Source organism: Demequina ureilytica, assembly GCF_048553575.1.
GTDB lineage: Bacteria > Actinomycetota > Actinomycetes > Actinomycetales > Demequinaceae > Demequina.
Genome location: NZ_JBLZIE010000001.1, coordinates 828,596 through 851,353 on the forward strand (window position 1 = coordinate 828,596; position 22,758 = coordinate 851,353).

At 68.5% G+C, this 22,758-nt stretch carries 20 protein-coding genes; 16 read left to right on the forward strand and 4 right to left on the reverse strand.

Features of this window, described 5'->3' with window-relative positions; genetic code table 11:
* Positions 1–6: 6 nt before the first annotated feature.
* The 4 genes from ACNI3K_RS03750 to ACNI3K_RS03765 form a co-directional block, all read right to left on the reverse strand.
* On the reverse strand, positions 7–966 hold the full coding sequence (locus ACNI3K_RS03750; protein ID WP_419390512.1) for a zinc-binding dehydrogenase: 960 nt from the start codon (positions 964–966) through the stop codon (positions 7–9).
* 69 nt (positions 967–1,035) lie between these two features.
* Complete coding sequence (locus ACNI3K_RS03755) at positions 1,036–1,692, reverse strand: class I SAM-dependent methyltransferase (RefSeq protein WP_419390513.1); 657 nt, start codon at positions 1,690–1,692, stop codon at positions 1,036–1,038.
* An 84-nt stretch (positions 1,693–1,776) separates the two neighbouring features.
* The gene (locus ACNI3K_RS03760) at positions 1,777–3,048 is read right to left on the reverse strand and encodes an isochorismate synthase (protein WP_419390514.1); all 1,272 of its coding nucleotides are present in this window, start codon (positions 3,046–3,048) and stop codon (positions 1,777–1,779) included.
* A gap of 291 nt (positions 3,049–3,339) precedes the next feature.
* Positions 3,340–4,596 carry an FAD-binding protein gene (locus ACNI3K_RS03765; protein ID WP_419390515.1) on the reverse strand — a complete coding sequence of 419 codons (1,257 nt, stop codon included), beginning with the start codon at positions 4,594–4,596 and terminating at the stop codon, positions 3,340–3,342.
* A 234-nt stretch (positions 4,597–4,830) separates the two neighbouring features.
* Between ACNI3K_RS03765 and ACNI3K_RS03770 the strand changes: the two genes are divergently transcribed.
* The 16 genes from ACNI3K_RS03770 to ACNI3K_RS03845 are packed head-to-tail and all read left to right on the forward strand — an operon-like array spanning position 4,831 to position 22,695.
* Complete coding sequence (locus ACNI3K_RS03770) at positions 4,831–6,114, forward strand: geranylgeranyl reductase family protein (RefSeq protein WP_419390516.1); 1,284 nt, start codon at positions 4,831–4,833, stop codon at positions 6,112–6,114.
* 46 nt (positions 6,115–6,160) lie between these two features.
* The gene (locus ACNI3K_RS03775; RefSeq protein ID WP_419390517.1) at positions 6,161–6,523 is read left to right on the forward strand and encodes an NADH-quinone oxidoreductase subunit A; all 363 of its coding nucleotides are present in this window, start codon (positions 6,161–6,163) and stop codon (positions 6,521–6,523) included.
* A 3-nt stretch (positions 6,524–6,526) separates the two neighbouring features.
* Positions 6,527–7,078: an NADH-quinone oxidoreductase subunit B gene (locus ACNI3K_RS03780; RefSeq protein WP_419390518.1), complete on the forward strand. Its 552-nt coding sequence runs from the start codon at positions 6,527–6,529 to the stop codon at positions 7,076–7,078.
* The gene (locus ACNI3K_RS03785; RefSeq protein WP_419390519.1) at positions 7,075–7,770 is read left to right on the forward strand and encodes an NADH-quinone oxidoreductase subunit C; all 696 of its coding nucleotides are present in this window, start codon (positions 7,075–7,077) and stop codon (positions 7,768–7,770) included. Before ACNI3K_RS03780 ends, ACNI3K_RS03785 begins: the two co-directional genes overlap by 4 nt.
* The gene (locus tag ACNI3K_RS03790; RefSeq protein WP_419390520.1) at positions 7,767–9,110 is read left to right on the forward strand and encodes an NADH-quinone oxidoreductase subunit D; all 1,344 of its coding nucleotides are present in this window, start codon (positions 7,767–7,769) and stop codon (positions 9,108–9,110) included. Before ACNI3K_RS03785 ends, ACNI3K_RS03790 begins: the two co-directional genes overlap by 4 nt.
* Positions 9,107–9,760 carry an NADH-quinone oxidoreductase subunit NuoE gene (gene nuoE, locus ACNI3K_RS03795; RefSeq protein WP_419390521.1) on the forward strand — a complete coding sequence of 218 codons (654 nt, stop codon included), beginning with the start codon at positions 9,107–9,109 and terminating at the stop codon, positions 9,758–9,760. The genes ACNI3K_RS03790 and nuoE overlap by 4 nt, the downstream gene beginning before the upstream one ends.
* A complete protein-coding gene (gene nuoF, locus ACNI3K_RS03800; RefSeq protein ID WP_419390522.1) occupies positions 9,757–11,082 on the forward strand; it encodes an NADH-quinone oxidoreductase subunit NuoF in 1,326 nt (441 codons plus the stop codon). Before nuoE ends, nuoF begins: the two co-directional genes overlap by 4 nt.
* On the forward strand, positions 11,079–13,595 hold the full coding sequence (locus tag ACNI3K_RS03805; protein ID WP_419390523.1) for an NADH-quinone oxidoreductase subunit G: 2,517 nt from the start codon (positions 11,079–11,081) through the stop codon (positions 13,593–13,595). Before nuoF ends, ACNI3K_RS03805 begins: the two co-directional genes overlap by 4 nt.
* The gene (nuoH, locus tag ACNI3K_RS03810; protein ID WP_419390524.1) at positions 13,595–14,944 is read left to right on the forward strand and encodes an NADH-quinone oxidoreductase subunit NuoH; all 1,350 of its coding nucleotides are present in this window, start codon (positions 13,595–13,597) and stop codon (positions 14,942–14,944) included. Before ACNI3K_RS03805 ends, nuoH begins: the two co-directional genes overlap by 1 nt.
* Positions 14,941–15,636 carry an NADH-quinone oxidoreductase subunit NuoI gene (nuoI, locus tag ACNI3K_RS03815; protein WP_419390525.1) on the forward strand — a complete coding sequence of 232 codons (696 nt, stop codon included), beginning with the start codon at positions 14,941–14,943 and terminating at the stop codon, positions 15,634–15,636. The genes nuoH and nuoI overlap by 4 nt, the downstream gene beginning before the upstream one ends.
* Complete coding sequence (locus tag ACNI3K_RS03820) at positions 15,629–16,444, forward strand: NADH-quinone oxidoreductase subunit J (RefSeq protein WP_419390526.1); 816 nt, start codon at positions 15,629–15,631, stop codon at positions 16,442–16,444. The genes nuoI and ACNI3K_RS03820 overlap by 8 nt, the downstream gene beginning before the upstream one ends.
* The gene (nuoK, locus tag ACNI3K_RS03825) at positions 16,441–16,740 is read left to right on the forward strand and encodes an NADH-quinone oxidoreductase subunit NuoK (RefSeq protein ID WP_419390527.1); all 300 of its coding nucleotides are present in this window, start codon (positions 16,441–16,443) and stop codon (positions 16,738–16,740) included. The genes ACNI3K_RS03820 and nuoK overlap by 4 nt, the downstream gene beginning before the upstream one ends.
* 3 nt (positions 16,741–16,743) lie before the next feature.
* Positions 16,744–18,624: an NADH-quinone oxidoreductase subunit L gene (gene nuoL, locus ACNI3K_RS03830; RefSeq protein ID WP_419390528.1), complete on the forward strand. Its 1,881-nt coding sequence runs from the start codon at positions 16,744–16,746 to the stop codon at positions 18,622–18,624.
* Positions 18,625–20,118, forward strand: a complete 1,494-nt coding sequence (locus ACNI3K_RS03835; RefSeq protein ID WP_419390529.1) for an NADH-quinone oxidoreductase subunit M — start codon at positions 18,625–18,627, stop codon at positions 20,116–20,118. It abuts the gene before it with no gap.
* On the forward strand, positions 20,115–21,695 hold the full coding sequence (nuoN, locus tag ACNI3K_RS03840) for an NADH-quinone oxidoreductase subunit NuoN (RefSeq protein ID WP_419390530.1): 1,581 nt from the start codon (positions 20,115–20,117) through the stop codon (positions 21,693–21,695). Before ACNI3K_RS03835 ends, nuoN begins: the two co-directional genes overlap by 4 nt.
* A 4-nt stretch (positions 21,696–21,699) precedes the next feature.
* Positions 21,700–22,695, forward strand: a complete 996-nt coding sequence (locus tag ACNI3K_RS03845; protein ID WP_419390531.1) for a polyprenyl synthetase family protein — start codon at positions 21,700–21,702, stop codon at positions 22,693–22,695.
* Positions 22,696–22,758 lie beyond the last annotated feature (63 nt).

Genomic DNA, 22,758 nt, shown 5'->3' on the forward strand with positions numbered 1-22,758 from the left:
GTGCGGTCAGACCTCCAGCACGACCTTGCGCTGTCCTGGACGCGGGTGCATGGCCGCGGCGAAGGCACGCTCGACCTGACTCACGGGGAACACATGGGTGACGATGTGCTCTGCGAGCGCGGGATTCTCGATCAAGTAGTCCTGGGCGAGCTCGAGCATGGCGCGGTGATCCCGCGTGACGCCCGTGATGAGCGTGCCGTCGCGGCGGAAGAACTCGCGCAGTGGCAGGGCGTACCAGTCATCGTCGGGCACACCGAATGCGACGACCGTTCCCCCCGGAGCGATGGCTCGCATCGCGTCCGAGAGAGTCGATGTCTGGTGTCCGACCATCTCGAGCACCACGTCGGGTCGGTCGGCTTCCGATAGGCCGGAGGACCAGCCTCGCGACGTGTCGCGTACGAGCGCGTCAATGGGCAGGCCCGCGGCATCAGCGGAGCGATCGACGGGGTCGACCCCCACGATGGGACCCGCGCCGTGATGGCGGGCGAGCGCGCTGGCCATCAGGCCGAACGGCCCGACCCCCACGATCGCGACCGACCGCCCATCGAGCGGCCCCAGCCGATCAAACACGGTCATCAGGCACGCCACCGACTGCGCCACCGTGACGTGAGTGTCAGGAGCAGTCATCCGCACCAGCGCGACCTGATCGCCGGACGTGATGAAGACCTGTCGCAGCGCGTCCCAGTTGGATGCCCAGCCCACCACCCGGTCCCCGGAGACGAAGTCGGGGTGGGCTGAGCACAGCACCTGTCCCACCACCTCGTGCATGGGCCGTCCGGCCTGTCCGCGACCTCCTGCCGGCACCATGGCCCCGCGAGCGAAGGGCAGGTCCGATCCGCACACCGCCCCCGCGGTCAGCTCGACGAGCAGCTCGCCCGGGTCGATGGACAGCGGAGGTGACTCTTCGACTCGCTCGAAGCGGTGCGGTGCGGCGACGCGGTAGGCCCACGTGGTGTCGATGCTCATGGGGCGGACGCTAGCAACGGCTTTGCCGCCTCACCCGGGACCTCGGGCCGTGGCCCCGGGACCTGGGTGTCAGTCGTGGCGGCGTGCCACCAGCACTGAGTCGCGCCACAGGCGCTCGCGGCCGTTCGCCTCGCGAGTGGTGCGTTCGCGCAGTGTGGCGGACACCTCCCACTGCGACCGGTCCAGGGCGCCCGCCACGTCCTCGGCGGTGAAGGTCTTGGCGAGCAGTTCGGGGTGCTCCTGCGCGTGTGGATCGCTCGGGTGGTGGGCCACGACCAGCAGCATGCCTCCCGGCGCGACCGCGGGGGCCAGGGTCTCCACGAGCCACCGACCGCCCCGAGCAGGGTGCGTGTACATCGACGTCACCAGGTTCCAGGGCCCGTGCGAATCCACGAGGGTCGCTAGATCCTCGTCGGTGAATGAGACGTGGTGCGAGACTCCTGCCTCTTGCGCGTGCGCTCGCGCCCGTTCGACCGCGGTCGACGACAGATCCACGGCCGTGACGAGCCACCCAGCTCGGGCGAGCCACACGGCGTCCGCGCCCTCGCCGCACCCCACGTCGAGTGCCGTCCCGGGCGTGACGATGTGCTCGACCTCGTCGATCAAGGGCGCATTCGGATGCCCCGTCCAGACCCGCTCGCGCTCGCGGTAGCGCTGATCCCAGGCTTGGCGGTCGTCGTCATGCACGGGTGCTTCTGCGACGCCATGGTCAGTCTCGTTCGTCACGGCCCCTCCCGGTGGTGGTGCCTGGCAGCCAGGGCCAGGCCTTGTCACAGCACTCGTGCGGACATCTGCTTCGATTGTGCCTGGTCAGGCGCCGAGGCGCACGCTCAGAGCGCGACGCATCGGCTCGAGCTTGGCCTCGGACTCGGCCCATTCCGCGTCGGGCTCGCTCGCGGCCACGATGCCGCACCCGGCGAACAGCCGCAGGCGGCTGGGGTCCGCCGGATCGATCTGCGCTGAGCGCAGGCCGATGCACCACTCACCGTCGCCGGCTGCGTCGATCCACCCGACTGGTCCGGCGTACCGGCCACGGTCGATCCCTTCGAGCTCGTCGATGACGTGCGCGGCGGCAAGGGTAGGCGTGCCGCACACCGCGGCGCTGGGGTGCAGCTCGCGGATCAGCTCGAGCGCGCTTGCGTTGTGGCTGAGCACCCCGGTCACGTCGGTCGCGAGATGCATGACGTTGGGCAGGTGCAGCACGCTCGGCTCGTCGGGAACGTTGACGGAGGCGCAGTGCGCGGTGAGCACGTTCGTGACCGACTTGACCGCGTACTCGTGCTCTTCGCGGTCCTTCGAGGACCGCGCGAGCGCGGCGGCGTGAGCGAGGTCCGCTGTCTCGTCTCCGGTGGGTCGGATCGTGCCGGCGAGTACTCGAGAGGTCACGAGGCCGTGGTCCACCCGCGCGAGCAGCTCCGGGGTCGCACCCACCAGCCCGTCCACATGGAAGGCCCAGCAGCTCGGGTAGTCCGCGGCGAGGGCCGCGAGCAGTGAGCGCACGTCGACCGGGCCGTCGGCGCGGGCGTCCACCGCGCGGGCGAGGACCACCTTTTCGAGCTCCCCGGAGCCGATGCGGTCCACGGCGGATGCGACGGCGTGCGCCCACGCGTCGCGGTCGCCGGCCTCGACGGAGACGGCGGGCATCGCGGCGGGCGGATTCGCGGCGCCAAGGGCGTCCTCCAGTGAGGGCAACTCGGTGCGGCCGTCGCCGTCGATCACGGTGAACCACGCCCGGCCGTCGCGAATGCCGACGACGTAGCGGGGAATGACGAGCGCGCCGCCCGCCTCCGAAGCGTCAGCGAAGGCGAAGGACCCGAAGGCAACGAGTCCCGTGCCCGCCACTCGAACGTCGTCCCGCACCACGGCGTGGCGGGTAGCGCGCCGCCACCAACCATCGGCCTCGTCGATGCGCGCCGCGCCCACGGTGTCGAGCCGTGCGGACTCTCCCCACGCGATCAGCCCCTCGCCGCGGCGGACCCATGACGTCCCGCCTTCCGGCAGCAGGGCGAGCAGATCCCCGGGATGTGGGATCTCGAGGGTCCGGACGACCAGGGGCCGGGGACTGGCAGCAAGCACGCTCACCTGGCAAGCCTACGTCCGGCCTCGACGCTCGCAGTCACGCTGGCGTGCCGCACCCCGCACCTCGCAACTCGCACCTTCCCAAACTAGGCACGTCACGCTCATGTTGGGCCTCTTCTGGCCCCTCACGAGGCACGTGATGCTCACGGGCCGGGGGCCACCGTCGACTTCCGCCGGTACCTGGGCCACGCAGTCATATGAGCGTGACGTGCCTCGTGGGGGCACGGCGATGCGAAACCGTGGACGTGAGTTGCCTACTTCGAGGTTGGGTGAGGGTGTTGGTGGCACCAGTCGCTACGCGCGCACTCCGAGCCGGCGCAGGTGGTCATTGGCGAACTTTCCCGCAGGATCCAGCGTCTCGAACTGAGCCTTCGCATCGGCGAGGCGAGGAGTGACTGCCGCCACCGCATCGGCCGTCATGGTGTGAACCTTGCCCCAATGGGGGCGCGCGCCGAAGGGCGCGAGCGCCGCCTCGATGCGTGGAGTGAGCGCGGCGACGGCCGCGGGGGAGTTGCGCCACGTGAAGTGGATCGCGAGGGTGTCGCGGCCGTACGCGCCGGACAGCCAAAGGCCATCGGCCGCCACCGTGCGCAGCTCGGAGACGAGCAGGTGGGGTGCGACGTCGGGCCCAAGCTCGCGGACCGCGCGGAGGGCGTTGGCGCCGTCCTCGAGGGCCACGAAGTACTCCGTCTGGATCTCGTCGCCGTTGGACGGTGTCTGGTCGAGCCTGAAGTGCGGCAGCCGCTCGAGCCACGGGCCGGGCACGCCGCCCTTGACGGTGAGGTTCGCGGGTGGCACGTCCACCAGTCCGGCCTCCGCAGCGGTCTCGAACCGTGCGCCCTGCCATTGGCCGTGGGGCTCCTCGCCCACGCCGATCCGGGTCTTCCGCCACGCCTGTTGGATGGAGGGCTCCTCCCACATAGTGAAGAGACTTACTGAGTACCCGGCGCCCATGATGCTGCGCAAGTCGTCGAGCGCGGCGTCCCACGACAGGCCGCGGTAGACGTCCTGGCGCACCAGGTAGGTGGGCTGGATGTCGAGCGTGACGCGCACGACTATGCCGTAGGCGCCCAGCCCCACCACGAGCCCCTCGAAGCCCTCGTCGCCGCGCCGAGCCTCGACCAGCTCTCCCTCCGCGTTGACGTAGGTCAGCCTCGCGACCGCATCGGACAGGCAGCCGTTGTTCAGGCCCGAGCCGTGTGTGCCGGTGGCGACCGCGCCGCCCACCGAGATGTGAGGGAGCGAGCCCATGTTGTGCAGTGCCCAACCGCGCGCCTCGAGCCACACGGCGAGTTCGCCGTACCGGGTGCCGGCCCCGATCGTGACGGTGCGTGCGGACTCGTCGAGGATCGCATCGGCCGGGATGCCCGTGACGGTGACGAGCCTCCCAGACGAATCCGCGAGGTCGTTGAAGCTGTGGCGAGTGCCGAGCGCGCGCACTGGGCCGCCGGTCCCGGAGACCGCGTCCTGAACCTCGGCGATCGTGCGGGCCTCGATCAGTTCCGCTGCGGCGAAGACGTGCGTGCCGGCCCAGGTCGCTCCGATGCTCATGGGCCCACCCTAGGCGAGGCGCCCCCACGGCTGCCGGCGTCACTCCCAATGGCCAATGTGACTGATGAGCACCCTGAGACTCACGGGAACGCTTGTGTTTCGCACTGGCCCCACCCGTCACATCGACCATTGGGAAGAGTGGGATTTTCGCAACGGTCCGGTTGCCATTTCCGTGCGTGGAACGAGCCTTTTCGCGTGCATGCGCACCCCCGCACGACGCGTACGCTGGGGAGCGTGCGAACTGAAGCGGATGTGATCGTCGTGGGCGCCGGGCCGGGTGGCTCCGCCGCGGCCCACTATCTGGCCCGCGAGGGGTTCGACGTGATCGCCCTCGAGAAGTCGCACTTCCCCCGCGACAAGGTGTGCGGTGACGGCCTGACTCCACGTGCCGTGCGCGAGCTCGAGCTGATCGGTCTGCCCACTCCCCGCGACGAGGGATGGATCCCCAATTGGGGGCTGCGTATGGTCGGCGGCGGGCACCGCCTCGAGTTCCCGTGGCACGAGCAGGACTCCTTTCCCGACTACGGGTTGTCCCTGCCGCGCGCAAGCTTCGATCACAAACTCGCCGAGCACGCGCGCTTGGCCGGTGCCGACGTGCGCGAGGGCTGGTTCGTGACGGGCGCCACCCGTGATGAGCGCACCGGACGGGTCACCGGCGTGACCGCCAAGCAGACCGACGAGAAGGGCCGCAAGACCGGCGACGAGGTGACCTACACCGCCCCGGTGGTGATCGCCGCCGATGGCGTGAGCGCCCGCCTTGCGCTCGGCCTCGGAATCGAGCGCATGAGCAATCGGCCCATCGGCGTGGCCGTGCGCACCTACTTCGAGACACCTCGCCACGACGAGGAGTGGATGGAGGGTCACCTCGAGATTTGGGACGGCGAGCCCGGCCGCAGCAACCTGCTGCCCGGCTACGGGTGGATCTTCCCGCTCGGCGACGGCACCGCCAACGTGGGGCTCGGCACGCTCAGCCCGAAGGGCAGCCCTTCCAAGCTTGACCACCGTGCGCTGATGGACGGCTGGCTCCGCCACAACACTCCCGGCTGGGGATTCGACGCGGACGCTCCCGTCTCCAAGGTGCAGGGCGCCGCGATCCCGATGGCCTTCAACCGTCAGCCTCACTACGTGCCAGGAATGATGCTCATCGGAGATGCGGGGGGCATGGTCAACCCGTTTAACGGCGAGGGCATCGCGTACGCGATGCAGGCGGCAAGGGCGGCGACCGATGCGATGGTTCAGTGGCGCTCGGCGTCCGGCGAGCTCGCTAAGGAGGCCGCCCTGGTGGGCTATGCACGGCGGATGAAGGAGCAGCTGGGCGGGTACTACTCTCTAGGGCGTGTGTTCGCGCAGCTCATCGCCAACCCCCAGGTCATGAAGGCGTGCACCCGCTACGGACTGCCCCAGCCGACCGTGATGAGGTTTACGCATAAACTGCTGGCAGATGTCTACGAGCCGCGTGGCGGTGACTGGGCCGACAGGCTGCTGTCCGCACTCACGCGCGTCGCCCCGGCGGCGTGAGGTCAGCACCGGAAGGTGAGCAGCAGACGATGAAGGGAATCGACGAGTGAATCCGTACGTGCCGATCGTGGTGATGGTCGTTGTCGCCGCAGCGCTGGCAGTGGCGGGCCTCGTGGTCAGCTCACTCGTGGGCGGTCCCAAGCGGTACAACTCCGCGAAGGTGGACAAGTACGAGTCGGGACTGCAGCCGACCCCCGGAGCAGTCGGCGGCGGGCGCATACCCATCAAGTACTACTTGGTGGCGATGACCTTCATCATCTTCGACATCGAGGTCGTGTTCCTGTTCCCTTGGGCTGTGGCGCACGATGCGCTCGGCTGGTTTGGGCTGATCGCGACCATGACATTCCTCGCCCTCATCACGATTCCGTTCGTGTATGAGTGGCGCCGCGGCGGATTTGAGTGGGACTGACTTATGGGTATTGAAGAGAGCGCACCTCCGTTCATGCTGGGCACGGTCGAGAAGTTCGTCGGCTACATGCGGGCTGGCTCGCTGTGGCCCGCGACGTTCGGACTTGCGTGCTGTGCGATCGAGATGATGGCGACGGGCACGCCCCGGTTCGACATCTCCCGACTGGGCTCCGAGGTGTTTCGTGGGTCGCCGCGCCAGGCGGACATGATGATCGTCGCCGGCCGCGTGTCGAACAAGATGGCACCCATCGTCCGGCAGGTGTATGACCAGATGGCGGAGCCCAAGTGGGTCATCTCCATGGGTGTCTGCGCCTCGTCCGGCGGCATGTTCAACAACTACGCGATCGTGCAGGGGGTCGACCACGTGATCCCCGTAGACATCTACCTGCCGGGCTGCCCCCCGCGCCCGGAGATGCTGCTCTACGCGCTCCTCGAGCTCCAGGAGCAGGTCCGGAACACCCCGATGGGCGCCAACCGCCGCGAGATCGCCGCTGCGGCGGAGTCTGCCGCTCTGAAGGCAACGCCGACCTCGGACCAGAAGGGGCTGCTGCGGTGAGCGACGACAAGCAGCTCGACGCCCTGGCCCCGGATGGCCGGGAGCCCCTGACGCTGATCAACGTCCGCGAGGGCATGTTCGGTGCCCGCGGCGACACATCCGGCTACGACGGTCTGGTGCAGCGGGTGCAGATGCCGGGCGCGACCGAGCGCCCGTACGGAGAGTGGTTCGACGGCGCCGTCGACATCCTCACCGAGCTGCTGGGCGACGCCGCGGACGAGGCCATCGAGTTCGTGGTCGTGGATCGCGGCGAGCTCACGCTCTACATCCAGCGCGACCACCTGCCCGACGTCTGCCGCCACCTGCGCGACGACCAGGACCTGCGCTTCGAAATGTGCCTGGGAGTCTCCGGTGTGCACTACCCGGCGGACAAGGGGCGCGAGTTGCACGCCGTTTACCCACTCCAATCGATCACCCACAACCGCCGCCTGCGGCTCGAGGTCGCGGTCGGCGACGACGATCCCCACATTCCGTCGGTGGTCTCGGTGTACCCCATGAACAACTGGCACGAGCGCGAGACCTGGGACTTCTTTGGGATCATCTTCGATGGCCACCCCTCGCTCGCCCGCATCGAGATGCCGGACGACTGGGTGGGTCACCCCCAGCGCAAGGACTATCCGCTCGGCGGCATCCCCGTCGAGTACAAGGGCGCCGAGATCCCATCGCCCGACGAGCGGAGGCAGTACCGATGAGCACGCAGGCCCCGCACGCACCCCACGCCTTCGTGGAGGATCCCGACGCCCCCGAGTACACCGTCTACGGCTCCGACTGGTCCGACGTGGTCGAAGAGGCCAAGCGACTGGGCCAGCAGCGGATCGTCGTCAACATGGGTCCCCAGCACCCGTCCACGCACGGCGTGCTGCGCGTCATGCTTGAGATCGAGGGCGAGACGGTCACCGAGACCCGTGCGGGCATCGGCTATCTGCACACGGGCATCGAGAAGAACATGGAGTACCGGACGTGGACGCAGGGCGTCACGTTCTGCACCCGCATGGACTACGTCGCGTCGATGGCGCAGGAACTGGTGTACTGCCTGGGCATCGAGAAGCTGCTCGGCATCACCGACGACATCCCCGAGCGGGCCTCCGTCCTGCGCGTGCTGATGATGGAGCTCACCCGGATCGGCAGCCACCTGGTGGCGATCGGCACCGGCGGCAACGAGCTCGGCGCGACCACGATCATGACCACGTCGTTCGTGGGCCGCGAGGAGACCTTCCGCGTCATCGAGGCGATCACCGGGCTGCGCACTAACAACGCGTACATCCGTCCGGGAGGCGTCTCCGTTGGCCTGCCTGAGGGCGGCGTCGACCAGATCCGCGACATGATCCCCAAGGTGCGGGCCAAGCTCGACGAGCTGGTGGCGCTGCAGGCCAAGAACCCCATCCTCCAGGGGCGTCTCAAGGGCGTCGCCGAGCTTAACCTGTCGGCGTGCATGGCGCTGGGCATCACCGGGCCGATCCTGCGCTCGACAGGGCTGCCCTACGATTTGCGCAAGTCCGAGCCGTACTGCGGCTACGAGACGTACGACTTCCAGGTGCCGACGTCTACGGACCAGGACGCCTGGTCGCGCCTGATCCTGCGCATGGAGGAGTGCTACGAGTCGCTCAAGATCGTCGAGCAGTGCGCCGACCGTCTCGAGCAGCTCGGCGACGGGCCGGTCATGGTGGCCGACAAGAAGATCGCGTGGCCAGCGCAATTGGCGCTGGGCCCCGACGGTCAGGGCAACTCCCTTGAGCACATCCGCCACATCATGGGGGAGTCGATGGAAGCGCTCATCCACCACTTCAAGCTCGTGACAGAGGGCTTCGACGTGCCCGCGGGGCAGGTGTACCAGGCCATTGAGGGCCCCAAGGGGCTGCTCGGCGTCCACCTCGTATCCGATGGTGGCACCAAGCCGTGGCGTGCACACTTCCGCGACCCGGGCTTCAACAACCTGCAGGCGCTAGGAATCATGTGCGAGGGCGGTCAGGTGGCCGACGTCGTGGTGGCCATCGCGTCGATCGACATGGTGCTGGGAGGCGTGGACCGATGACCTACGACGTCGAGACACTCGAGCAGCTCGAGAAGGACGCGGCCGACATCCTCGGCCGCTATCCCGTCAAGCGCTCCGGACTGCTGCCGCTGCTGCACCTGGTGCAGTCGGTGGACGGCTACGTGAGCCCCGACGGCATCGCCTTCTGCGCGCGTCAGGTGGACCTCACGAGCGCCGAGGTCAGCGCTGTCGCCACGTTCTACACCCAGTACAAGCGCCGTCCCAACGGCGAGTACCAGGTGGGAGTGTGCACGAACACCCTGTGCGCCGTGATGGGTGGCGACGAGATCTGGCGCCAACTGTCCGAGCGCTGCGGCGTGGGGCACGACGAGACGACCGCCGACGGGCGCATCACTCTCGAGCGCATCGAGTGCAACGCGGCGTGCGACTACGCGCCCGTGATGATGGTCAACTGGGAGTTCTTCGACAACATGACGCCCGACCGCGCGCTGCGCGTTGTGGACGACATCCTCGAGGGCCGAGACGTCAAGCCCACCCGAGGTTCGCACGTGGTCTCTCCGTTCAAGGAGATGTCGCGTGTGCTCGCAGGGTTCGACGACGGGCGCGCGGACGAGGATCAGGGCGTCGGCGAACCGACTGTCGTGGGTCTCAAGGTCGCGCGCGAGCAGGGCTGGGAGGGCTCGAAGTGACAGAACTGACCCCCGTGCTGAGCGCCACCTGGGACGCTGAGCAGTCCTGGAAGCTGAGCACCTACACCGATCACGGCGGCTACGGCGCCCTCAAGAAGGCGCTGGGCATGGAGCCGGCCGACCTCATCGCGGCAGTGAAGGACTCCGGCCTGCGCGGTCGCGGCGGCGCTGGCTTCCCCACCGGCATGAAGTGGGGCTTCCTGCCTCCCGATGACGGACTGCCGCGCTACCTCGTGGTTAACGCCGACGAGTCCGAGCCCGGCACCTGCAAGGACATCCCGACCATGCTGTCGGCCCCGCACCTGCTCGTCGAGGGTGTGGCCATCACATCCTTCGCCATTGGCAGCAACCACGCCTTCATCTACCTGCGCGGCGAGGTGGTGCACGTGTACCGCCGGCTGATGCAAGCCGTGCGCGAGGCCTATGAGGCCGGGCATCTCGGCAAGGACATTCACGGCTCGGGCTACGACCTGGACGTCACGGTCCACGCCGGCGCGGGAGCGTACATCTGCGGCGAGGAGACGGCACTGCTGGACTCGCTGGAGGGCCGCCGCGGTCAGCCGCGCCTCAAGCCCCCGTTCCCGGCCGTCGAGGGCCTGTACGCGCGCCCCACCGTCGTCAACAACGTCGAGTCCATCTCCTCCGTGCCGTCGATCATCGACAAGGGCGTGGAGTGGTTCACAGCGATGGGCACCGAGCGCTCCAAGGGCATGGGCCTGTTCTCGTTGTCGGGCCACGTCACCCGTCCGGGCCAGTACGAGGCTCCCCTCGGCATCACGCTGCGCGAGCTGCTGGAGATGGCCGGCGGCATGCGGAACGGACGGCCGCTCAAGTTCTGGACTCCTGGCGGGTCCTCGACGCCGCTGTTCACCGACGAGCACCTCGACACGCCGCTCGACTACGAGTCGGTGGGCGCGGCGGGCTCGATGCTCGGCACGCGCGCGCTGCAGCTGTTCGACGACACCACCTGCGTGGTGCGCGCCGTGACGCGGTGGACCGAGTTCTACAAGCACGAATCGTGCGGCAAGTGCACGCCCTGCCGCGAAGGCACGTTCTGGCTGGCCCAGATCCTTGAGCGCATCGAGGACGGCCACGGAACCGACGCCGACATCCAGCAGCTGCTCGACACCTGTGACTCGATCCTCGGACGCGCGTTCTGCGCGCTCGGGGACGGTGCCACCAGCTGCATCACCAGTTCCGTGAAGCAGTTCCGCGAGGAGTACGAGCAGCACATCACCGAAGGTGCGTGCCCGTTCGACCACTCTGCATCGGCCCTGTTCGACTACGACTCCGCTCCGGCTCCCGAGGAGGCGCACGCATGACCTCGACCGCGGACAAGGCCACGGCCGAGACCCAGCCGATCGAAACCGTCACCCTCACCATCGATGGCAAGGAGACGACGGTGCCCAAGGGCACCCTGATCATCCGGGCCGCCGAGCAGGTGGGCATCGACATTCCACGATTCTGCGATCACCCGCTGCTGGCCCCGGCCGGCGCGTGCCGGCAGTGTCTCGTGGACGTGGCGGCCCCCGACCGCGAGGGCAACGTCCGAGCGTTCCCCAAGCCGCAGGCGTCGTGCACGATGCAGGCGATGGACGGCATGATCGTGAACACGCAGCACACCTCGGAAGAGGCCAAGGGCGCCCAGGAGGGCGTGATGGAGCTGCTGCTCATCAACCACCCGCTCGACTGCCCGGTGTGCGACAAGGGCGGCGAATGCCCCCTGCAGAACCAGGCGCTCAGTCACGGTCGCTCGGAGTCGCGGTTCATCGACGTGAAGCGCGTGTTCGAGAAGCCGCTGCCGCTCAGCTCGGAGATCCTGCTCGACCGCGAGCGGTGCGTGCTGTGCCAGCGGTGCACGCGATTCTCCAAGGAGATCGCGGGCGACGCATTCATCGACCTGCAGAACCGCGGCGCGATGCAGCAGATCGGCACGTTCGACGAGGACGTGCTCGACTTCGACGGCTACGAGCCCATCGGCGTCGCCGCCGAGGACGAGTCCGGCCGCGCCTTCTCCTCGTACTACTCCGGCAACACGGTGCAGATCTGCCCGGTGGGCGCGCTCACAAGCGCCGCGTACCGATTCCGTTCTCGCCCGTTCGACCTGGTGAGCTCGCCCGGCATCTCCGAGCACGACTCCTCGGGCGCCGCCATCCGCACGGACCACCGCCGCGGAACAATCCTGCGCCGGCTGTCGGACAACGACCCCGTCGTCAACGAGGAGTGGATCACCGACAAGGACCGCTTCGCGTTCTCGTGGCAGAACCTCTCCGACCGCCTGGAGCGCCCGCTGGTGCGTGGCGAGGACGGCGAGCTGCACGAGGCCTCGTGGCCCGACGCGATCGCACGCGCTGCCGCGGGCCTACGAGCCGCAGCCGGACGCACCGGTACCCCTGCCGACAAGAAGGCCAAGGGCGTCGGGGTCCTGCCCGGCGGGCGCATCACCATGGAGGACGCGTACGCCTACCAGAAGTTCGCCCGCGTGGCGCTGGGCACCAACGACGTGGACGTGCGCACCCGCATCGCCTCCGCCGAGGAGCAGGAGTTCCTCGGCGCGGCGGTGGCAGGCTCGGGCATGGGCGTGACCTTCTCTGATCTCGAGAAGGCCCCCACCGTGCTGCTCGCCGGCTTCGAGCCTGAGGACGAGGGCGGCGTGGTGTTCCTCCGCCTGCGCAAGGCGTTGGGCAAGCAGCGCGTGCTCACCGTTGCCCCGTTCCTCTCCCGAGGCGTCGAGAAGCTGGACGCGACGCTGATCGAGGCCATCCCCGGGGGCGAGGGCGCCGCTCTCGCCGCCATCAAGGGCTCGACGGATGCGGCCGAGTCTCTGAAGGCCGAGGGCTCGGTCATCATCGTCGGCGAGCGCCTCGCGGGCTCTCCGGGCGCGCTGTCCGAGGCGTTGCGCCTCGCCAAGCGCACCGGAGCGCGTCTGGTGTGGATCCCGCGCCGCGCCGGAGAGCGTGGAGCCGTCGAGGCGGGAGCCCTGCCCGGGCTGCTTCCGGGCGGCCGCGACGTCACCGCCGCCGCCGCTCGCGACGCCGTTGCCCAGGGCTGGGGAGTCGAATCACTCCCTGAGCAGGCTGGACGCTCGGCTGCCGAGATCATCGCGGCGGCTGCCGCAGGCCAGTTGTCCGGACTCGTCATCGGCGGAGTGACCCCGTCCGACGTCACCGGCGACCTGGGACGCGCTCTCGAGCGCACCGATTTCGTGGTCTCCCTCGAGGTGCGCCGTACCGACGTCACGCGTCACGCCGACGTCGTGCTGCCCGTCGCGCCTCCGTCGGAGAAGCCCGGCACGTTCGTGAACTGGGAGGGCCGGCTGCGCGGATTCGCGACCGCGATCCGCACCGACGCCATCTCCGACCACCGTGCCCTGGACTTCCTCGCACGCGAGCTCGGAGTCGACCTCAAGGTCGGCACTGTCGCGGACGTGAATGAGCAGCTCGCTGAGCTCGGAGCCGCCGGCAAGGGCCAGCGCGTGAGCGCGCCGTCCGTGAAGGCGGCGAAGGCTGCCCGCCCGCAGGGCGGCGAGCTCGTGCTCGCGACGTGGCACCTGATGGTCGACGAGGGCGCCTTGCAAGATGGCGAGCCGTATCTCGCGGGAACCGGCCGCACCGCCGTGGCGCGGTTGTCGCCCGCCACCGCCGAGCGCATCGGCGTCAAGGACGGAGTCGTCACGCTGACCGCCGGGGGACGCGGCTCCATCGAGCTGCCCGTGGTGCTCACTGAGATGGCTGAAGGCGTCGTGTGGGTTCCCACGAAGTCGCCCGGCTCCTGGGTCGCTCAGGAGCTCGGCGTCGAGCCCGGCTCGCTCGTCAGCGTGAAGGGGGGCATCTGATGCTGCGACTGACTGGGGTGAGCGCCGAGGTCGTCGACCCGGCGTCGCTCAGCGTGACGGAGGCCCTGGCCAACGACCCGCTGTGGCTGACCATCGTCAAGGCCGTGCTGATCCTGGTCTTCCTGCTCACCTCCGTGCTGTTCGCGGTGTGGTTCGAGCGCCGCGTGATCGGCCGTCTGCAGGAGCGTCCCGGCCCCAACCGCCACGGCCCCTTCGGCCTGCTGCAGTCCGTCATGGACGCCATGAAGCTGCTGTTCAAGGAGGACATCACCGTCCGCGCCGCGGACAAGGTGCTCTACATCATCGCGCCCATGATCTCCGTGTTCTGTGCGCTGCTGATCTTCGCGGTGATCCCGTTCGGACCGGTTACCGAGATCCCCTTTACCGATATCGTCACGCCGCTGCAGCTGACCGACTTCCCGGTGGCGGTGCTCTTCATCCTCGCGTGCGCCGCTCTCGGGGTGTACGGAATCGTGCTCGGTGGCTGGGCATCCGGATCGACGTACCCGCTGATGGGCTCCATCCGCTCGACCGCCCAGGTGATCTCGTACGAGCTCGCGATGGGGCTGTCGCTCGTCACCGTCTTTCTGCTCTCGGGAACCATGTCCACCAGCGGGATCGTCGAGGCGCAAGCCGACCGATGGTGGATCTGGCCGCTGTTCCCCGCGTTCATCCTGTACGTGATCTCGATGGTCGGGGAGACTAACCGCCTCCCGTTCGACCTTCCCGAGGCCGAGGGCGAGCTGGTCGCGGGGTTCATGACGGAGTATTCGTCCATGAAGTTCGCCTGGTTCTTCCTCGCGGAGTACATGAACATGATCAACGTGTCCGCCGTCGCGGCCACGCTGTTCATGGGTGGGTGGCAGGCACCCTGGCCGCAGTCGTGGGCCGGAGCGGAGTTCCTGAACTCGGGGATCATGCCGCCCATCTGGCTGATCCTCAAGATCTGGCTGCTGATGTTCGTGTTCGTGTGGATCCGCGGCTCGGTGCTGCGCTTCCGCTACGACCAGTTCATGAAGCTGGGCTGGAAGGTCCTCATCCCCGTGGGGCTCGGCTGGCTCGTGTTCTTCTCCGTGGGTCGCGCCGCGTTCGACGCGTGGAACCGTGACCTGAATGTGTACGATGCGGTCGCCGGCCTGATAGCCGTCCTGCTCACCGTCGCGGTGATCAGCTTCATCAAGGGAGAGCCTGTCGAACGGCAGGAGCCCGAGCGCGAGGAGCTCGACGCCTTCTCCGGCGGCTTCCCCGTGCCACCGTTGCCCCACCAGACCCTGCCCCCGTCACCTCGCTCCGGCCGTACGGTCGAGGCGCGCACCGGCGGCACAGAGAGCGAAGGAGGCGAGCAATGACCGAGAACGACGACGTCTGGAAGGTCAATCGCGAGCGGGACGGCGAGGCCCAGCGCTTCGAGTCCAACTTCCCCGAGCCCGGTGCGATCGGTCGCGCCTTCGCGCCCGTCGCCGGGTTCGGCGTGACGATGCGGAACTTCTTCCGTCCTACCGTCACTGAGCAGTACCCGGACAAGAAGACCCCGGCCATGCCCCGCTACCACGGCCGCCACCAGCTCAACCGCTATGCGGATGGGCTCGAGAAGTGCATCGGCTGCGAGCTGTGCGCGTGGGCATGCCCGGCAGACGCGATCTATGTCGAGGGCGACTCCAACAGCGAGGACGCGCAGTACTCGCCGGGCGAACGCTACGGCCGCGTCTACCAGATCAACTACCTGCGGTGCATCTTCTGCGGGCTGTGCATCGAGGCCTGCCCCACGCGCGCCCTCACGATGACCAACGAGTACGAGCTCGCGGGTCCCACCCGTGAGGGACTCATCTACGAGAAGCAGGACCTGCTCGCGCCGATGCAGGACGCGATGCTGGCCGCGCCGCACCCGATGGTCCCGGACACCGAGGACGACGACTACTACCGCGGTGATGTGACCCAGGTGGTGGACGCTCAGGTCGAGTGGGTGCGGGAGCGCCGTCCCGACGACCCGACGTTGCCCGAGAACCGCGACGCCGAGCACGCGGAGGCACACCGTGGTTAACGAGGTGCTGTTCTGGGTGGTCGCCGCGCTCACCGTGGTCCCCGCTCTGTCCCTGCTGTTCGCGCGCCGGCCCGCGCACATCGCGATGTCGATCGTGCTGGTGATGGTGGGTCTCGCTGCCGCGTACGTGGGTCTCGACGCCCCGTTCCTCGGGGTGGTGCAAATCGTCGTCTACACCGGTGCGGTCATGATGATGTTCCTGTTCGTGCTCATGCTTGTCGGCGTGGACGAGCGCGAGGACCTCAAGGAGACCATCACCGGCCAGCGCTGGATCGCGTTCTTCGCGGCCGGCGGCCTGGCCCTGCTGCTGGTCTCCGTGGTGGGACGCGTGACGATCGAGCCCGCGCCCCGCGGCGTGGTCGGCAATCCGGAAGAGATCGCCATGGTGCTGTTCGGCGAGTACGTGCTTGTGATGGAGGTGCTCGGCGCGCTGCTGATCACCGCGGCCGTGGGAGCGCTCGTGATGACGCACACCCCGCGCCTGACCCCGCGTCGCACCCAGACCGAGCTGCAGGCGGCACGCGTGCTCGCGGGCGCCGACCCGGTCAACAAGCCCATGCCCGGAGTCTTCGCGCGCAGCAACGCGCTCGACGCGCCCGCCATCGACCCCGAGGGCAACCCCATCGAGCACTCCGTCTCGCGTGTGCTCGAGGTACGCAACCAGATGGCCGAGGGCACGGAGTTTCGCGAGCGGCTCGAGAACACCAACAACCCCGAGGACTACCAGCGCCCATCCGGCGCCCCGTCCGGCGATGCTGACGACCGTAAAGGCCGCCGCGAAGGACGGGACGAGGAGGGCGCACAGTGAACCCAATGAACTACGTGATCCTCGCGTCGATCCTGTTCGCGATAGGCTCCGCCGCGGTGCTGTTGCGCCGCAACGCCATTGTGGCGTTCATGGGCGTCGAGCTCATGCTGAATGCGGCGAACCTGGCTCTGGTCGCGTTCGCCCGCATCCACAACCAGCTCGACGGCCAGGTCATGGCGTTCTTCGTGATGGTGGTCGCAGCAGCCGAGGTGGTGGTGGGACTTGCGATCATCATCGCGGTGTTCCGTGCCCGCCAGTCCATTTCGCTCGATGAACCCGCAGAGCTGAAGGGGTAGCGCATGCTGTCTGTGACCTGGCTGCTCATTGCCGTGCCCCTCGTCAGTGCCTTCGTGCTGCTCCTCGCCGGCCGCCGCGCCGATGCTTGGGGCCACTGGGTAGGCGTCGCCGCCTCCGGCGGCGCGTTCCTCATCGGCCTCGTTGCCTTTCTTCAGATGCTCGGTCAGCCGGCCGATGCGCGCTCGACCAGCGTTCATTTGTTCTCCTGGATCCCCGGCAGTGAGCTGAACCTCGACGCCGGGCTGCTGGTGGACCCCCTGTCGATCACGTTCGTGCTGCTCATCACGTTCGTCGGCACGCTCATCCACGTGTACTCGGTCGCGTACATGGAGACCGACCCGGACCGTCGCCGGTTCTTCGCGTACCTGAACCTGTTCATCGCCGCGATGCTGCTGCTCGTGCTCGCTGACTCGTTCCTGCTGCTGTTCGTGGGCTGGGAGGGCGTGGGTCTCGCCTCGTACTTGCTGATCGGCTTCTGGAACCAGCGCAACGACTACGCGACCGCCGCGAACAAGGCATTCGTCGTCAACCGCATCGGCGACATCGGGCTCATCATCGCGATGGGCCTGATGTTCTCGTACTTCGGCGCCGTGGACTTCGCGACAGTGTTCGCTGCGGCACCCGAGGCCAGCGCCGCGCAACTGACGGCCATTGGCCTCATGCTGCTGCTGGCGGCCTGCGGAAAGTCTGCGCAGTTCCCGCTGCAATCCTGGCTGGGTGACGCGATGGCCGGCCCCACGCCGGTTTCCGCGCTGATCCACGCCGCGACCATGGTGACGGCCGGCGTGTACCTCATCGTGCGCTCCGCGCCGATCTTCAACGGCGCGCCCGATGCGCAGGTGGTGGTCGCATTGGTCGGCGCCGTGACGCTCATCATGGGTGCCCTCATCGGTATGGCGAAGGACGACATCAAGAAGGCGCTGGCTGCCTCGACCATGTCCCAGATCGGCTACATGATGCTCGCGGCGGGGCTCGGCCCCATCGGCTACGCTTTCGCGATCTTCCACCTCGTGACACACGGCTTCTTCAAGGCCGGCATGTTCCTGGGCGCCGGATCCGTCATGCACGCCATGGACAATCAGGTCGACATGCGCCGCTTCGGCGCCCTGCGTGGCGCCATGACAGTGACCTGGGTGACGTTCGGCCTGGGCTGGCTCGCGATCCTCGGCCTGCCGCCGTTCTCCGGCTTCTACTCCAAGGACAAGATCATCGAGGCGGCGTTCGTGGGAGAGGGCTGGCAGCCCTGGGTGCTCGGTGGGGCGGCGCTGATCGGTGCAGGGCTCACCGCGTTCTACATGTCGCGACTGTTCTTCATGACGTTCCACGGCAAGGCCCGGTGGACGGACGAACAGCACCCGCACGAGAGCCCCGCTCTCATGACGGTGCCGATGATCATCCTCGCCGTCGGCTCCGCGTTCCTCGGGCTGATCCTCGCCTCGGGCGACCGCTTCACGCACTGGCTTGAGCCCGTGACCGGACCCGCCGACCACCACGAGCCCGTCCTGCCCGTGCCGGTGCTGATCGCAGCGACGCTGATCCTCGTGATCGCGGGCGTCGCCCTGGCGTGGCTCAAGTACGGTCGCCGGCCCGTTGCCGAAGACGGCTCCGCGGCGTCGCTCGCGACCATCACGGCGCGCAACGACTTCTTCCAGGATTCGGTCAACCGCGCGGCGCTGCAGCGTCCCGGTCAGCACCTCACCCGCACCCTGGTGTACCTGGACGCGACCGTCGTCGACGGCGCCGTCAACAAGCAGGCGCGCGGCTGGGCCGGTCTGGGCGAGGCCTCGCGCCGCCTGCAGAACGGCCAGGTGCGCTCGTACGCAGCGACCATGCTCGTCGGTCTCGTGATTGTCGCTCTCATCATCGTTGTGGGAGGTCTGTAAGTGTTCCCGTTCCTGACCATCCTGGTCGCGGTTCCCGCCGTAGGTGCCGTGCTGCTGTGGGCCTTGCCCGCATCGGCGCGCGGCCGCGCGCGGGAGATCGCGCTCGCCGTCACCGGCCTCGAGCTCGCGATCTTCGCCGTCATGGCGCTGCAGTTCGACAAGACCGACGCGGGGGCCTTCCAGTTCTCCGAGGTCTACTCGTGGATCCCGCAGATCGGCACCAGCTGGGCGCTCGGCGTCAACGGCCTGGGACTCCTGATGATCGCGCTGTCGGTGATCCTCACCCCGCTGGCGATCCTGGCCGCGTGGCGAGAGGACACCGACGACTCGCGACGCCGGCACTACCTGGCGCTGATCCTGCTCAGTCTCGCGTTCATGGTGGGCATCTTCGCTGCGCGGGACGTGTTCCTGTTCTACGTGCTGTTCGAGGCGATGCTGATCCCGATCTACTTCATGATCGGCGGATTCGGTGGCGTCCAGCGTCGCTACGCCGCGGTGAAGTTCCTGCTGTACTCGCTCGCGGGCGGGCTCGTCATGCTCGTCGCGGTCGTGGCCCTGTACTTCGTGGGCCCCGGCGGCGAGCAGGCGTTCCTCACCGACAACCTCACCGGGCTGGACCTGCCCGTGAACGCCGAGCGGCTGATGTTCCTGGCGTTCTTCTTCGCCTTCGCGATCAAGGCCCCCATGGTGCCGCTGCACACGTGGCTGCCCGACGTCGCCGAGTCCGCTCGCGCGGGAACCACGGCGCTGCTCGTGGCGGTGCTCGACAAGATCGGTACCTTCGGCATGATCACGCTGTGCCTCGCGCTGTTCCCGAACGCGTCCCGCTGGGCCGCTCCGGTGATCATCGTGCTGGCCGTGATCTCCGTCGTTTACGGCGCCCTGCTCGCTATCGGCCAGCGGAACATGTTCCGCCTGGTCGCCTTCACCTCCGTCAGCCACTTCGGCGTCATGGTCCTCGGGATCTTTGCGTTCCAGGTGACCTCGATCGAGGGCGCGGCGTTCTACATGTTCAACCACGGACTCTCGACCGGCGCGCTGTTCCTGCTCGTGGGCTTCTTGGTCGCGCGCTACGGGACGGCCGACGTCGAGGCGTACGGCGGTCTGCAGAAGGTGGTGCCGGTGTTCGCCGGCACCTTCCTCATCGTGGGCCTGTCCGCGCTGTCGCTACCGGGCCTGTCGCCGTTCGTTTCCGAGATCATGGTCTTCATCGGCGCCTTCCCGGTCGCCGCCGCTGCGGTGATCGTGTCCGCGGTGTCGGTCGTGCTCGCGGCGCTGTACATCCTGCTGACGTACAAGAAGGTGTTCACCGGCCCGGCCCGGCCAGAGCTGGGAGCGGCGCGCGAGCTGTCGACCCGCGAGCGACTGGTCACCTGGCCACTTGTGGCGCTCATGCTGCTGCTGGGCTTCCTGCCGGGGATCGCCATCGACTACCTGAGCGAGCCCGCAGCTGATGCGGTCGCCCAGGTCACCATCGAGGAGGCCGGCGCGTGAACTTCGTGACCCCCGAGATCGCATGGGCGCCGTTGGTGCCGATCCTGATCGTGCTCGGCGCCGCATCGGCCGCCATCCTCATCGAGGCCTTCATCCGCACCCCCGCGACCCGCCGCACGGTCCAGTTCGTGGTGTCGCTGTTCGCCCTCGCCGCAGCTCTGGGCTACGTGGCAGTGCAGTGGGCGATGCTCGACGGGGCCGGCACCGTAGTGATGGACCAGATGATCACCGTGGACCGTCAGGCACTCGCGTGGCAGTCGATGATCCTCGTGTTCGGCATCCTCGGCGTGATCCTGTTCGCCGCCCGCACCCGCGCCGGCGAGGAGGCTTTCACCCCGCTGGGCTCCACGGCCCCGGGCTCGCTCGAGGAGACGCTCGCGCGCCGCAAGGGATTCCAGCTCACCGAGGTCTTCCCGCTCGGCCTGTTCGCGGTGGGCGGCATGATGCTGTTCACGTCGGTCACCGACTACATCTTCTTGTTCGTGGCGCTCGAGGTGCTCTCGCTGCCGCTGTACATCCTGGTCGCGTTGTCGCGCCGCCGTCGCCTGCTGTCGCAGGAGGCCGCGCTCAAGTACTTCCTGCTTGGCGCGTTCTCGTCTGCGATCTTCCTGTTCGGCGCGGCCCTCGTCTACGGCGCGACGACGTTCACGTCGTACGCGGCTGTCGCATCCGTCATCGAGCAGACGGGCGATCGCGACCCGATCCTCATCACCGGAGCGGTGATGATCGTCGTGGGCCTGCTGTTCAAGATCGGCGCCGTGCCGTTCCACTCGTGGACCCCGGACGCCTATCAGGGCGCGCCCACCCCCGTGACGGGCTTCATGGCCGCGGCGACCAAGGCGGCGGCCACCGCGGCGTTGCTGCGCATCATGTACACGTCCCTGCACCCCCTCGAGTGGGAGCTCAGCTGGTTGTTCTGGGCGGCGGCTATCGCCTCGATGGCGCTCGGCACCGTGCTCGCGCTGGTGCAGACCGATGTCAAGCGCATGCTCGCCTACTCGTCGGTCGCTCACGCCGGGTTCATCCTGGTCGCCTTCGCCGGTCTCGAGGGCGAGGCGCTCAGCGCGCTGCCGTTCTACCTGCTCGCGTACGGTCTGGCGTCGATCGGAGCGTTCGCGGTAGTGACGCAGGTCCGGGAGCGCACCGAGGACGGTGCCGTGGGCGCCGAGGCGGTCCGGCTTGGCCAGTGGGCGGGGCTTGGCAAGCGTTCGCCGCTGCTCGCGGGCGCGATGAGCCTGTTCCTGCTGTCGTTCGCGGGCATCCCGCTCACCGCCGGGTTCGTCGGCAAGTTCGAGGCGTTCTCCGCAGCGATCGCAGGCGACGCTTGGCCGCTAGTGCTGATCGCGGTGCTCGCCTCTGCGGTCGCGGCGTTCTTCTACGTACGCCTGGTCGTGCTGATGTTCCTTACCGACGTGCCGGAGGGCGCGGAGCAGAACATCGACGTAGACGACAGCCCGCTCGCCAGGATCGTGATCTGGGTCACCGCGGTGGCCACCGTGCTGCTCGGAGTCCTGCCCGCGCCGGTGCTCGGACTGTTCGAAGACGCCGCCGTGCTCTTGGTCTCGCTGGGGGCGTGATCATATGGCGCTGCCGCTAGGCTCACAGGCGCTCGAGGCCGCGCTCACCCCGCGACTCGCGATCGTCGAGGAGCGCTTGCGCGACGCCGTTGCTCAGTCGGACCGGCTCGCGCACGCGACGTCCCGCCATCTCGTGGACGCGGGCGGCAAGCGGCTGCGCCCCATGCTGACGCTGCTGACCGCTCAACTCGGCGACGGCACGCGCCCCGAGGTGGTCGATGCCGCCGTGGTCGTGGAGCTGACCCACCTCGCGACGCTCTATCACGACGACGTCATGGACTCCGCGCCCACCAGGCGCGGGGCTCCGGCCGCGCACGAGGTGTGGGGCAACTCCGTGGCCATCCTCACGGGCGATCTGCTGTTCGCGCGCGCGTCGCGAGTGGTCGCGGGGCTCGGCCCCGAGGCCGTGCGCATCCAGGCCGAGACCTTCGAGCGGCTGTGCCTCGGCCAGCTTCACGAGACCGTGGGTCCGGACGACGGAGAAGACGCGGCCACGCACTACCTGCAGGTGCTCGCTGACAAGACCGGGTCGCTGATCGCGACCTCGGCGATGTTCGGTGCCAAGTTCGCCGGTTGCGACGTGCGCACGGTCGAGGCCGTCACCCGCTACGGCGAGTTGGCGGGCGTCGCGTTCCAGTTGGCCGACGACGTCATCGACGTGCGCTCCGATGCGGAGACCACCGGCAAGACCCCAGGCACCGACCTCCGCGAGGGCGTGCCGACCATGCCGGTCCTGCTGTTGCGCCAACGCGTGGCCGAGGGCAGGGGAACCGATGCGGATGCGGACGTGCTCGCGGCGATCGACGGCGACCTCAGCGGCGACGATGCGCTGGCCCAGGCTGTGGTCGCGCTGCGCGGGCACGAGGTCGTCGAAGAGACCAGCAGGCTGGCTCATGAGTGGGCAGAGCGCGCCAAGGATTCGATCGACTGCCTGCCCGAGGGCGACGTGCGCGACGCGCTGCTGACCTTCGCAGACGCCCTGGTGGCGCGCGCCTCTTAGGCCCGCCCGCGCATCGGCCGCCACCCGCACCGTCCCGAACATCCGCGCCCGCGACACGCGGAA